Source organism: Pseudonocardia ammonioxydans (assembly GCF_900115005.1).
GTDB lineage: Bacteria > Actinomycetota > Actinomycetes > Mycobacteriales > Pseudonocardiaceae > Pseudonocardia > Pseudonocardia ammonioxydans.
The window spans coordinates 1-12,615 of record NZ_FOUY01000050.1; the positions used below are offsets into that span (position 1 = coordinate 1).

Consider the following 12,615-nt stretch of genomic DNA (forward strand, 5'->3'; position numbering starts at 1 on the left):
GTTACCCATCCAGCAAGATCCACCACCCGGCGATCATCACCGCCGAACCCGGATCAGCCTCTCACGACACGCCGAAACGCCGTTGCAGTACTAGGCGAGGAGCCGCCCCGGGGTGCGGTGGTGTCACGGCGCCCCGGAGTTCCGTGCAACCGACCGTCCACGTGCGTCGCAGCTCCTCGCCCGGAGGAGGAATTCGCCCAGGTGGACGTGGCCATGCAACTCCTCGGATAGAACCGTTGTCTTTCTGCCGTTGAGATGCTGATCGTAATTTCCGACCCCATCAATGCTCCGAGGACGAACGGGGGTCGATCCGTGACCACCGGGCGACTCCGGTAAACAGGCGGGCCTCGTTACCGCGTCGACACGAATGAGTGAACACGCAGGCGGGGCACGGCAATCGTTCGCCGGTCATCTATTGATGCTAACCGTGGTTAGTTCCTGTCCGTCACACTGCGCACATCTCCGGTTTCCTGCCCGACGGCCTGGAGGCGCATCGACCTCGATGGGTCCGCTCGGGACGGACGCCGCCGGACCTCGGTGGTCGATGACGTGGCCGGACACGGATGGCAGGGTGCAGCGGGTGATCAAGGACGCCTCCGACGTCGAAACCTCCCCTTCGGGCTGGCTGGTGCTCGCCTACCGGGTCCCGCGCGAACCGAGTCGGCTGCGCGCGGGCGTGTGGCGGAGGCTGAAGAGCATCGGCGCGGTCTACCTGCAGAACTCGGTCGCGGTGCTGCCCGACCCGACGGTCCACGAGCGTGCGCTCCGCTCGCTGCGCAAGGACATCACCGAGCTGGGCGGTACGGCCCACCTGATGCGGTGCGAGGTTCTGGCCGGCGCGGGCGAGGTCGTCGCGAGCTACAACGCCGCGCGCGACGAGGAGTACGAGGAGATCGTCGACCGCTGCCGCGGGTTCCGGGCCGAGATCGACAAGGAGGCTGCCGCCGACAAGTTCACCTACGCGGAGCTGGAAGAGAACGACGAGGACCTCACCAAGCTCCGAGGCTGGTTCGACAAGGTCCGCCTCCGGGACTCGCTCGGGGCCCGGCGACGGGCTGCGGCCGAGGAGGCGCTACAGGACTGTGTCGCAGCGCTAGATGTGTTCGCCGAGCAGGTCTACCTGGCCGAGGACGGCCACTGACCGCCCGTCGTGTCGGTGGGCACGCTCGCTTCGCCGAATCGTCCATGGCCCTTCTTCCCCTGGTCTTCGGCCAGTGGGAAGGGGGTATTCCCGCCGGCCGCCTACGGCGGTAGCGCCTCCGGGGACCTGGCCACCGCGCTCGGACACATCACCCTGACTCGGCTCAGATCAGTGCAGCACTTCAGGGCCGCTGATGCACTCGAGCGCGGCTTGGAGGTCGTCGGGGATGGAGAAGATGCGTAGAAGATCCACGGGCGGGATTCCTTCGGTTCGAAGAGGCCATGGCGTTCACGAAGGCCGGGGCTGTCCCGCAGTGCGGTCGCGGTGCGCACTCCGGTCCCGGCACCACCGACCGGTACCGTCCTTCCCGACCCGCTCCCCGTGTGTCGGCAGCAAGGGTGCGGATCATTGGCCACACGGTACGACCGCGGCACGTCGAACTTCGACCGTCCCCTGGGGTTCTTCGACGCCGTCTACGGGTTCGCGTTGACGCTGCTGGTGACGACGATCGACGTGTCCGATCGGCAGGCCTGGCAGAGCCTCGACCGGCTCCTGGCCGACCACGGCACCGAACTGCTGTCGTTCCTCATCAGCTTCGTGGTCATCGTGGCCTTCTGGCGGGCCAGCCACGACATGATCGGGCGTTTCACGGCGCTGGACCCGGCGACGATCCTCGCGAACGTGGTGGTGCTCGGCTTCGTCGTCCTCGTCCCGTTCGCCACCGAGGCCATGGGCGACCCGGCGCTGCAGGACCTGCCGCTCCCGACCGCGATCTACGCATTCATCGTGGGCACGGCCCTCGTCGCGAGCATCGTGATGTACCAGATCGCGCTGTCCCGCGGCCTGGTGGAGGAGCCGGAACCACCGCGGGTCCGCCGGGTCCGGCTCCTGGACGCGGCGCTGATGCCCGCGGTCATGTTCGCTTCGATCCCGGTCACCTACCTCGGTGTCGCGATCTGGGGCGACTCGAGCGCGGGCAAGCTCTTCTGGATGCTCCTGATCGTGCTCGGTCCGCTCTCCGGGCGCCTGACCGAGCGGTACGTACGCCGCAGCGTCGTCGAGCGGGATCCGGCGTCCGATCCCGCGCCGGCGGACGAGTAACACCGGCGCGATCGGGCGCGAGCCCCGACCGGGGCGCGGATCCGGGAGGCATGTCGTGAAGCTGTACTTCGACGACGAGGGTTTCGACGGCCAGCTCCAGCGTTCGGTCGGGAAGTGCGACTCGGGCATGGCCAACGTGGGCGAGTGCCTCTACATCGCCTCCCGGATCACGCCCGGGGACCGGGACAGCTGGTTCCGGGAATGGTCGGCGTTCGCCACGGCACTCGTCGAGCAGGCCGACACGGCGCTCTCCCGCGGTCACACCGTCAGCGCCCGCACCTGCTACCTGCGGGCCTGCGAGTACCACCGCCAGTCGTTCTTCTGGCACCGCGACGACCTCGACGGCACCGAGCTCCGGACCGGGTACGACGCGAGCGTCCGGGCCTTCCGACGGGCCCTGCCGCTGATGGACCCGCCCGGCACGGTGCTCGACGGCGACACCCCCGGCTACCTGTTCACACCACCGGGCAGCGGGCCGTTCCCGACCGTCCTGCACATCGGCGGCTACGACGGCACCGCCGAGGAGCTCGTCGCCTCGGCCGGTGCCGCACTCGACCGTGGCTGGGCCTTCGCTGCGCTCGACGGCCCGGGCACCGGGGCCCCGCTCTACCTGCACCGCGAGCCGATGCGCCCGGACTGGGAGAACGTCGTGCCGGGCATGGTCGATCTGCTGCTGCGCCGGCCCTCGGTCGACCCCGACCGGATCGTGCTGGTCGGCCGGTCGTTCGGCGGCCTGCTCGCGCCCCGGGGCGCCTCGGGCGAGCCACGGCTCGCGGCGATGATCACCGACCCGGGCCAGATCGACATGGCGGTGGCGATGCAGGCGCGCTTCGGTGACCTGTGGGACCACATCGACGACCCGGCCGCGGACGGCTGGTTCGAGGCGCTGCTGCAGAACCCGGGACTCCGGGCGTTCCTCGCGCCGCGCATGGTCACCCACGGCGTGTCGTCGGTCCGCGCCTACGTCGGCGACATGCGCCGCTACACCGCCCGCGACCAGGTGGCCGCGGTCAAGTGCCCCAGCTTCGTCACCGACAACGAGACCGACGTCGTCTCGACCGGGCAGGGCCGGGAGCTCTACGACCGGCTGACCTGCCCCAAGGAGTTCCGCCGCTTCCGCCGGGCCGAGGGCGCCGAGGGCCACTGCGAAGGTATGGCACCGGTGGTCTTCTGGACCGCGGCGTTCGACTGGCTCGACGACCAGCTCCCCCGCTGAGCGGACCCGGGGCCCGGCCGAGCGGGTTCAGGCGGAGACGACGGTCCCGACGTGCTCGCCGGCGAGCGCGCGGGTCAGGTTCCCGGTGCTCGTCCCGTCGATCACCTGGAACGACCGCACATGCTTGGCCCGCTGCAGGGTCCTCAGCGCCTCGCGGTCGACGGGCAGGTTCCGTGCCGGGTCCGCGAGCAGGTCGGCGGCCCGCGCGGCACGCAGCACGTCGTCCCCGTCGAGCACGCCGGGCACGTCGCGGACGTAGGTCAGCGACGCGGCACCCCACGCGTCGGCGAGCAGCAGGGCACCGGTGTCGGTGCGGTGTGCCGGGATCTTCCCGGCGGCGGACGGGAACTCGTGCACCCCGTACGGCGGGTAGCCGTTGGTGACCGCGGCGTTCGACGCGGCCAGGTGCACCGGCAGCTGGTGCGCGACGGTGTCGTGGCCCAGGTAGGCGACCCCGCGATCGGCGAGCAGCGCGGCGACCAGGTGCCCGTTCTGCTCGGCCTCGCGGCCGGCGATCTCGGCCAGTGCCCCGGTGGGCAGCCCGAGGTCCAGCCCGACCCCGAGCGCGTGCCGCGCCCGGATGCCGGCGCCGGTCGCGATCAGGAGCGGGTCCCCGTCCAGTGCGGAGCGGATCTCGTCGACCAGCGGCAGCAGCACATCGCGGCCCCTGTCCACGACCGACCGTCCACCGAGGACGATCACCCGCAGCCTCGGCAGCATCCGGATCACCGGCTGCTGCTGGTCGACCGGCTTCACCCGCTCGCGGTCGAGCAGGGTCTGGCGGGCGAGCGGGGACTCGACGTCCTTGCTGTAGGTGGTGCTCACTTCGACTCCCCGGAGGTGATGATCGTGCCGACGTGCTCGCCCGCGAGGGCGCGGGTCAGGTTCCCGGGCTTGAGCCCGTTGACGATCTGCACGCTGCGCACGTGCCTCGCGCGCTTCATCAGCTCCAGCACGGGACGCTCGATGATCAGGTCCGGCAGGTCCTGCTGGACCAGCTCGTCGACGGTGATCCGCGGGATCAGCGTGGCCGACGGGTCGGCCTTCGGGTTGGCCGTGTACAGGCCGTCCTCGTCCTTGACGAAGATCATGTTCTGGCAGCCGTAGGTCTCGGCGACCAGGTAGCAGCCGGCGTCGGTGCGGTACGGCGGGATCACGCCCTCGTCGGGCAGCGGCTGCCACATCGCGTACGGCGGCATGCCCGCGAAGATCGCCGCGCGAGACTCCGACAGGTACAGCGGCAGCGCCTCGAACCCGCCGCCGGACACCACGGGGACACCGTGGCGGGCCATCAGGTAGCCGAGCATCGTCGCGTTCTGCCCGGCGACGGCGTTGCCGACCGAGCTGAGCACGCCGGTGGGCAGACCCAGCTCGGCAGCCAGTGAGTAGGCGTGCCGGGCCCGGGTGCCGCCGCCGGTACCGATCAGCAGGCGGTGCGTCCGGCGGGCCTCCAGCAGCTCCTCGACCAGCGGGAACACTGCCTCGCGGCCGCGGTCGACGAAGCTCTGCCCGCCCACCTTGACCACCGAGACGTCCGGGAGCACCCGGATGTCGGCGGTGCGCTTGGTGGCCGCGGCCAGCTCGGGGTCGTCGAGCGAGCGGCTCAGCAGCAGCGACTCGAGCTCGGCCGCGCTCGCGGCGTCGGTCATCAAGGCTCCTCGGGGTGGGGATCCGTCGATCGCGACCGGCAGGGCCGGCGACGATCGGGGCTCCCGCGAACCTAGCGGCTCAGGGGCCGGCACGCCCGGGCCCGAGGTGCCTGTCACCAGGGGTGTGCGCCGAGCGGCCCGGTGCTCACCAGTCCCGGCAGGGCAGGGACTTGCCGTTCAGGGTGATCACGGCGCGGTCGCCCCGGGGTCCTCCACCCGGCATACCGCCATCCTGTTCACCCTGGTCAGGGGCAGGTTCTCGGCCGGCCGACGACGGACGGTAACCCGGTGGCCGGAAATCGGCTCGGTCGATAGGTTCCCGCCCGACGTCGTCCGAAGGGGAACCCACATGTCCACCGCCTACGTCGTGCTCGCCGCCCTGCTCGCGGTGGTCCTGGCCTTCTCCGCCTACGGCAAGCTCACCCGCGCGACGACCGTCGTGCAGAACCTCGACCGCGCCGGGGTGCCCGGCTCCTGGTACCCGTGGCTCGCGGCTGCGGAGGCCGCGGGCGCGATCGGCCTCGTCGCCGGGATCTGGCTGCGTCCACTCGGGATCGCGGCCGCGATCGGGGTGGTGCTGTACTTCGTGGGCGCGGTCGTGGCCCACGTCGTGCACCGCGACACCGCAGGCATCAAGAACCCGGCGCCGTTGCTCGTGGCCGCCCTCGCCGCGACGGTGACCGGCGTGCTGAGCGCGTGACGCCCCGCTGGTTCAGGCGCTCCGGCTCGGCTCGGGCGGCCCCGTCCCGGCGCCGGTCGCGACCGACTCGGGCACCTCGCCCGGGCGGTAGTCGGGCAGCCGGCTCGCCGGCACGATCGCGAGCGCGCTGATCCCGGCGAGCACCAGCAGCCCGAGGCGCAACCGTGGAGCTCGATGGCGACGCAGAGGCCGAACGCCTCCGGATCGGTGCGTCCCAGGACCGGGATGTAGTCCGCGACGGCCCCCTCGCGGTGCCCGGCGGCCCGCTCGAACGCCCGGGTCAGCAGCCCGTCGGTGCGGGTCGCACGGGTACGGGTCCGTACCGGCGACCTGGGTCGACACCGTCGACGTCCAGCTCCATCCGGGGTCACCCCTCGTTGCGCGACGAATCCCCACATCGAACACGAGATGCGACGACTCCACCAGGGACGTCGGGCGATGGACCTCCACTGTGTCCGGCCGGGGCGGACGCGGTGACGGCCGGGACGGGAGTGTCCTCTCCCGTCCCGGCCGTCGGATCCGGGTGCGCGGTCAGCGCTCGTAGGTGGCGGTGATCGTGGCCCGGGCCAGGGTGTGCGAGAACAGGTTGAACCCGAGGAACGCCGGCGAGGCTCCCTTGGGGATGCCCAGCGTGGGCACGTCGACGGCGTGCACGACGAAGTAGTAGTGGTGCACGCCGTGCCCCTCGGGCGGTGCCGCGCCGAGGTACTGGTGGATCCCCGCGTCGTTGGCGAGCGCGAGCGCGCCCTCCGGGAGCGTGGTGGAGCCGGGGTCACCGGCCCCCGCGGGGAGCTCCGTGACGCCGACCGGGAGGTCGGCGACCGCCCAGTGCCAGAACCCGCTGCCGGTCGGGGCGTCGGGGTCGAAGCAGGTGACGGCGAAGCTGCGGGTCGCGGACGGGAAGTCGCGCCAGCTCAGCTGCGGGGACCGGTCCTGTCCCCCGGCGCCCATGATCCCGCTGACCTGCGGCGCCGACAGCGGGACACCGTCGGAGATGTCGGTGCTGGTCAGCGTGAACGTCGGGACCTCGGGCAGGAACAGGTACGGGTCGGGTGGCGCCGAGGCGGGCGCGGTGCTGGTGGCCATGTGTTCTCCAGGGATCTCGGAAGGTCGGTGCTCAGGAGCGGGCCGTGCGGTACTGGCCGGCGATGTACTCCGCCTGGCGGATGGCGAGGGCCACGATCGTGAGCGTCGGGTTGGCCGCGCCACCGGTGGTGAACACGCTGCCGTCGGACACGAACAGGTTCGGCACGTCGTGTGCGCGACCGAACCGGTCGACCACGCCGTCGCCCGGGCGCTGGCTCATCCGGCAGGTGCCCAGGTTGTGCGTCGACGGGTACGGCGGGGTCTCGATGGTGTTCGTGGCCCCGACCGCCTTGTAGACGGCCGCACCCTGCTGGTGCCCGTGCCGGCGCATCAGCACGTCGTTCGGGTGGTCGTCGAAGTGCACGTTCGCGGCGGGGAGCCCGTACTCGTCGACCGTCTCGGACAGCGTGACGCGGTTGGACTCCTGCGGCATGTCCTCACCGACGATCCACATGCCGGCGGTGTTGAGGTACTTGTCGACGACGTCGGTCAGCGCAGGCCCCCAGCTCCCAGGGGCGACGAACTTGCCGAAGAACGCCGGGCCCAGCGCGATCGTCTGCATGTAGTAGCCGCCGGCGAAGCCCCGGTCCGTGTCCAGACGCGCCTCGTCGCCGATCACACCGGCCATCGTCTCGCCCCGGTACATCCGCACCGGCTTGTCGAACTGGCCCCACACGGTGCCGGTGGTGTGGCGCATGTAGTTGCGTCCGACCTGCCCGGACGAGTTCGCCAGCCCGTCGGGGAACTGGGTCGACGCCGAGAGCAGCAGCAGCCGGGCCGTCTCGATCGAGTTGCCCGCCACGCAGACCACGGCGGCGCGCTGGCGGCGCAGGGTGCCGTTGCGGTCGACGTAGAGCACGCCGGTCGCCCGCCCGTCGGTGTCGTGCAGGATCTGCGCGACGTGGCTGTCCGCACGCAGGTCCAGGTTGCCGGTGGCCTCGGCCTTGGGCAGCTCGGCGACCAGCGTCGACCACTTCGAGCCGTGCTTGTCACCCTGGAAGTTGAAGCCGTCCTGGACGGTCGCGGGGCGGCCGTCGTAGGGCTCGGCGTTGGTGGCGTACGGGCCGGTGGCGTAGTCCCGGTAGCCCACCTTCTCCGCACCGTTGGCGAAGACCTTGTAGTTGTTGTTCGCCGGCAGCGGCGGGCGGCCGTGCCGGTGGCTGACCCCCATCTTGATCTCGGCCTGGTCGTAGTACGGCTCGAGCTCGGACAGCGTGATCGGCCAGTCCAGCAGGCTGGCGCCGTCGATGTCGCCGTAGGCGGTGCGCGCGGCGAGCTCGTGCGCCTTGAACCGCGGGCAGGCACCGGCCCAGTGGGTCGTCGTGCCGCCGACGGCCTTCACGATCCACGCCGGCAGGTTCGGGAAGTCCTTGGCGATCGCCCAGCTCCCCGACGTCGTCCGGGGGTCGGTCCAGGCCATCTGGCCGAAGGCCTTCCACTCGTCGTTGTGGTAGTCCTCCCCCGTCAGGTGCGGGCCGGCCTCCAGCACGACGGTCTTGAAGCCGCGCTTGCACAGCTCGTGGGCCAGGGTTCCGCCGCCGGCACCGGAGCCGACGACGACCACCACGTCGGAGTCGTCGTAGTCGAAGCGGGTCATGCCGAGGCCTCCTCGTAGCTCTCGATGCGGGGGTCGGGCAGCCAGTCCAGGTCGTCGAACCCGCGATTGAGGTAGCCGCCCTGGTCGTACGACGCGCCCTCGTAGCCGAGGACATCCCAGACCTCGTGGTCGTCGTAGAGCGCGACGACGGCGACGTCGAGGATCCCGGCGAAGAACGGGGTGTCGGCGATGCCGCGCAGCACGACCGCCGCCGTCTCCCGGTCCAGCTCGGAGAACGGGACCTCGCGCTGCTGGTCCAGATCGCGCAACCCCTGCACCAGCAGTGCCTGCAGCCGGGGGCTCGCCGCGGCCGCGTCGATCACCGCCTGCGCGGTCCGCTCGTACGGCCCGGAGGGGAACGTGTCGTGCGGGAACGCCGCCCGCAACAGGTCGACCAGCGTCCTGCGCTGGGAGTCGGACAGAAGGGTACTCACCGTTGAATTCCTTTCGCGGGTTTTCAGGGCAGACTTTCAGGGCAGAATTCACCGCGGAACGAATCCGGCAGGCGCCGGTTTAATTCGTTCCCCGGTTTCCGTTGTGTCGGATCAGCGGGCCGGTTCCTCCGTGTGACCTCGGATCCCGTACACCTCGATCCGGCGGTAGAGCGTGGCCCGGCTGATCCCGAGCCGGGCCGCGGCCTGGCTCATCGTCGTCCCCGGTTCGGCGAGACAACGCACGATCTCGTCGCGCTCGACCATCTCGATGCGCGACAGGACCCGGCGCGGTGCCCCGCAGGACAGCTCGGACGGCAGGTGCCGGACGTCGATCACGTCGCTGCGCGACGCGGCGGCGTCCACGACCGTGCGCAGCTGCTCGACGTTGCCCGGCCAGTGGTACGCGGTCAGGCACCGCCGCGCCGCCGCAGTGAAGCGGACCTCGCGGTGCCGCCGTTTCGCGGCGAACGCGGTGGCCATCGGCATGACGTCCTCGCAGCGGTGCCGCAGCGGCGGCAGCTCGACGTAGGTGTCGACCAGCGGCCGCAGCGGCGCCGGAACCCCGGCGGCGTTGCGCGCGGTGAGGGCGAACCCGGGGCGCCGGCCGGCCGGCCCGGTCGCCGGCTGCTCGAGCACGCCGCGCAGCTCGGTCGCGACCCACGAGGTGAGCTCGTCGGCGCGGCTGACCACCACCCCGGTGGCCTCCTTGTCCAGCTCCGGGGTCCACAGGTCGAGCCACGCGGGGGTGTCCTGGACGGTCGGCGGCCGCGCCACCAGGACCCGGTCGTGCGGGCGGGTCCGGGACAGCGCGTCGGTCAGCAGCGTGGTGCGGCCGGCCCCGTCCTCGCCGACGACCGCGACCACCCGTCCGGCCTCCAGCGCCGTCTCAACCTCGGCCGCCGCGGCCCGCCACTGCGGCGACCGCGGGGCCACCGCCGCCGCGGGCGGGCGCAGATGGACCCGGAAGACCTGCCCCTGCGCGGCCGGTCGCGGAGCCCGCCCGTTGTGCCGGGCGAGCATCAGCGCCGACGTGCTGCCCGCGGCGCTCTGGGCCAGCGCCAGCAGCAGCTTGTCCGACTGCTGCGACCAGGTCGTCAGGTTCACGGTGCCCGCCAGTTCCCCGGTGACCGGGTCCGTGACGGGCGCGGCGGCGCAGGTGTAACCCCACAGGCCGGTGCAGAAGTGCTGGTCGGCGCGGACCAGCGACGGGGCCCGGTCGGCCAGCGCCAGGCCCAGCCCGGTCGTGCCGGCCTCCCGCTCGCCGTAGTCGAAACCGGGTGCGAGGTAGACCGAGTCGAGCGCCGCGAGGAGCGACCGCTCGTGGCAGAGCCGGTTGAGCACGACGCCGTCCGGGTCGGTGAGCATGAGGCTGATCGGCTCGTTCGCGAGCGTCTCCAGCAACCCACCGAGGACCTCCACTCCGCACCGGTAGAACAACGACTCGTCGTCGACGGCCCCGCAGAACGACGGCGCGACCTCGTCCAGCGACGCGCCGAACGCCGCGCTGCGCTGCCACGACGCGGCGATCCGGTCCGGCACCGCGAGCCCCGTGCCGACCCCGGTCGTCCGTGCGATCTGCTCTCGTTCCGAGAGCCCGGCCGAGCTGTCCATTGCCTGTCGAACCTCCGAGGCGTCGTCGCGCTCATCAGCTCCGCCGACTGTGACACACACGATCCGCCTCGTGACCAGGATCGGCGTCTCAGCCTGAGACAAGATCGACTCGGAGTCGCTCAGCCTCCCGAGCGGGCGAGCAGCGGGATGCGCCCGCCGGCGAGGACGGCCTCGACCTGCCCGGGCGACAGGCTGTGCCGCAACCGGAACTCGGCGCCGTCGTCGTCGGTCGCCGTGATCTCCTCGGTGTCGGGGAGTCCGTGCAGATCACGCAGGTGCAGGACGGTGCCGTCGGAGATCCGGTCGAGATCGGCCGGATCGGTGAACTCGAGGGCGAGGATCCCGAAGTTGGCCAGGTTCTGCCAGTGGATGCGGGCGTACGAGCGGGCGACGACGACGGCGAGGCCGAGGTGGCGCGGGGTGATGGCGGCGTGCTCGCGCGAGGACCCCTGCCCGTAGTTGTCCCCCGCCACGACGGCGTGCGGGCCGGTGCCGCGGGCGCGCTCGGGGTAGTCCGCGTCGATCCGGGTGAACGTGAACTCGGCCAGCTGGGGGATGTTGGAACGGTACGGCAGCGCCTTCGCCCCGGCCGGGGAGATCTCGTCGGTGGACACGTTGTCGCCCATCCGCAGCAGCACCGGCAGGTCGAGGGTGTCGGGCAGCGGCGGGAAGTCGGGCAGCCCGGAGATGTTCGGCCCGCGCACGAGCTCCTGCTGCTCGGCCTCCTCCACCGGCGGGGGCGCGACCAGCATGTCGGTGTTGACCGACGCCTCGGCCGGCAGCTCCGGCACCGGGTCGTCCAGGCCGAGCTTCTCGGCGAGGTCGCGGGGGTCGGTGACGACGCCGGTGAGGGCGGCGGCCGCGGCCGTCTCCGGCGAGCACAGCCACACCGCGTCCTCCGGGGTGCCGGAGCGGCCCTTGAAGTTGCGCGGGAACGTCCGCAGCGAGTTGTGCCCGGTCGCCGGGGCCTGCCCCATCCCGATGCAGCCCATGCAGCCGGCCTGGTGGATCCGGGCGCCCGCGGCGATCAGGTCGAACGTGGCACCCATCCTCGTCAGGTCGGAGAAGATCTCCCGCGACGACGGGTTGACGTCGAAGCTGACTGCGTCGTTCGTCTGCCGGCCGCGCACCATCTGCGCGGCCACCGCGAAGTCGCGCAGGCCGGGGTTGGCCGACGAGCCGATGACGACCTGCCCGACCGGCTCGCCGGCGACCTCGCGGACCGGCACCACGTTGTCCGGCGCCGACGGCTTCGCGATCAACGGCTCCAGTGTGGACAGGTCGATCTCGGCGGTGACGTCGTACTCCGCGCCCTCGTCCGCGGCCAGCGGGCGGTGGTCCCCGGCGCGACCCTCCGCGCGCAGGAACTCCTCGACGCGCTCGTCGGCGGGGAAGACACTGGTGGTGGCACCCAGCTCGGCGCCCATGTTCGCGATCACGTGCCGGTCCATCGCGCTCAGCCCGGCCAGGCCCGGCCCGTGGTACTCGATCACCCGGTTGACCCCGCCGGAGACGCCGTGCCGGCGCAGCATCTCCAGGATCACGTCCTTGGCCGACACCCACGGCGGCAGCTCACCGGTCAGCCGCACGCCCCAGACCTGCGGCATCCGGATCCGCAGCGGCTCGCCGGCGATCGCGAAGGCGACCTCCAGGCCGCCGACCCCGATCGCCAGCATCCCGAGCGACCCGGCCGCGCAGGTGTGCGAGTCGGAGCCGACCATCGTGGTGCCGGGCCGGCCGAAGCGCTGCATGTGCGTCGGGTGCGAGACCCCGTTGCCCGGTTTGGAGAACCAGAGCCCGAAGCGGCGGGCCGCGGTCCGGAGGAACTCGTGGTCCTCGGCGTTGCGCTCGTCGGCCTGCAGCAGGTTGTGGTCGACGTACTGGACGCTGACCTCGGTGCGGGCCCGGTCCAGCCCGAGGGCCTCGAGCTCCTGCATCACCAGCGTGCCGGTGGCGTCCTGGGTCAGGGTCTGGTCGATCCGCAGCCCGATCTCCCGGCCCGGTACCGGGTCGCCGGAGACGAGGTGCTCGTCGATGAGCTGGCGGGTCAGCGTCCGGGGCATCGGTCCTCCCTGCTACG

Annotated in this window: 12 protein-coding genes; 4 read left to right on the forward strand and 8 right to left on the reverse strand. The window is 71.8% G+C overall.

Annotation, left to right across the window (positions count from 1 at the left end; all coding sequences use genetic code 11):
• Positions 1-571 precede the first annotated feature (571 nt).
• The 3 genes from BM093_RS29530 to BM093_RS29540 all read left to right on the forward strand — a co-directional run bounded on the left by BM093_RS29530 (position 572) and on the right by BM093_RS29540 (position 3,458).
• Positions 572-1,141: a Chromate resistance protein ChrB gene (locus tag BM093_RS29530; protein WP_218162985.1), complete on the forward strand. Its 570-nt coding sequence runs from the start codon at positions 572-574 to the stop codon at positions 1,139-1,141.
• 408 nt (positions 1,142-1,549) lie between these two features.
• Entirely contained in the window at positions 1,550-2,242 is a 693-nt protein-coding gene (locus tag BM093_RS29535) for a TMEM175 family protein (protein WP_177238778.1), read from the forward strand.
• Positions 2,243-2,297: 55 nt separating this feature from the next.
• On the forward strand, positions 2,298-3,458 hold the full coding sequence (locus BM093_RS29540; protein ID WP_093354199.1) for an alpha/beta hydrolase family protein: 1,161 nt from the start codon (positions 2,298-2,300) through the stop codon (positions 3,456-3,458).
• Positions 3,459-3,485: 27 nt separating this feature from the next.
• On the opposite strand, the gene BM093_RS29545 is transcribed toward BM093_RS29540, so the two are convergent.
• Together BM093_RS29545 and BM093_RS29550 are read right to left on the reverse strand one after the other, a co-directional pair.
• Positions 3,486-4,283 (reverse strand): amino acid kinase family protein, encoded by a 798-nt coding sequence (locus BM093_RS29545; RefSeq protein WP_093354212.1) that lies wholly within the window; start codon positions 4,281-4,283, stop codon positions 3,486-3,488.
• Complete coding sequence (locus BM093_RS29550; protein ID WP_093354216.1) at positions 4,280-5,107, reverse strand: amino acid kinase family protein; 828 nt, start codon at positions 5,105-5,107, stop codon at positions 4,280-4,282. Before BM093_RS29550 ends, BM093_RS29545 begins: the two co-directional genes overlap by 4 nt.
• Positions 5,108-5,456: 349 nt before the next feature.
• On the opposite strand from BM093_RS29550, the gene BM093_RS29555 reads away from it, so the two are divergent.
• On the forward strand, positions 5,457-5,807 hold the full coding sequence (locus BM093_RS29555) for a DoxX family protein (protein WP_093354220.1): 351 nt from the start codon (positions 5,457-5,459) through the stop codon (positions 5,805-5,807).
• Positions 5,808-5,819: 12 nt separating this feature from the next.
• Here BM093_RS29555 and BM093_RS36290 read toward each other — a convergent pair whose 3' ends face one another.
• The 6 genes from BM093_RS36290 to BM093_RS29580 form a co-directional block, all read right to left on the reverse strand.
• A complete protein-coding gene (locus tag BM093_RS36290) occupies positions 5,820-5,969 on the reverse strand; it encodes a hypothetical protein (RefSeq protein ID WP_218162986.1) in 150 nt (49 codons plus the stop codon).
• Between the two features lie 369 nt (positions 5,970-6,338).
• Positions 6,339-6,893, reverse strand: coding sequence for a YbhB/YbcL family Raf kinase inhibitor-like protein (locus BM093_RS29560; RefSeq protein ID WP_093354225.1), 555 nt, complete (start codon positions 6,891-6,893; stop codon positions 6,339-6,341).
• 31 nt (positions 6,894-6,924) lie between these two features.
• Positions 6,925-8,490 carry a GMC family oxidoreductase gene (locus BM093_RS29565; protein WP_093354230.1) on the reverse strand — a complete coding sequence of 522 codons (1,566 nt, stop codon included), beginning with the start codon at positions 8,488-8,490 and terminating at the stop codon, positions 6,925-6,927.
• Positions 8,487-8,924 (reverse strand): hypothetical protein, encoded by a 438-nt coding sequence (locus tag BM093_RS29570; protein WP_093354235.1) that lies wholly within the window; start codon positions 8,922-8,924, stop codon positions 8,487-8,489. Before BM093_RS29570 ends, BM093_RS29565 begins: the two co-directional genes overlap by 4 nt.
• A gap of 111 nt (positions 8,925-9,035) precedes the next feature.
• On the reverse strand, positions 9,036-10,535 hold the full coding sequence (locus tag BM093_RS29575; RefSeq protein WP_093354242.1) for an AAA-type ATPase lid domain-containing protein: 1,500 nt from the start codon (positions 10,533-10,535) through the stop codon (positions 9,036-9,038).
• Positions 10,536-10,654: 119 nt separating this feature from the next.
• Entirely contained in the window at positions 10,655-12,598 is a 1,944-nt protein-coding gene (locus tag BM093_RS29580; RefSeq protein WP_093354247.1) for an aconitate hydratase, read from the reverse strand.
• Positions 12,599-12,615: the final 17 nt, after the last annotated feature.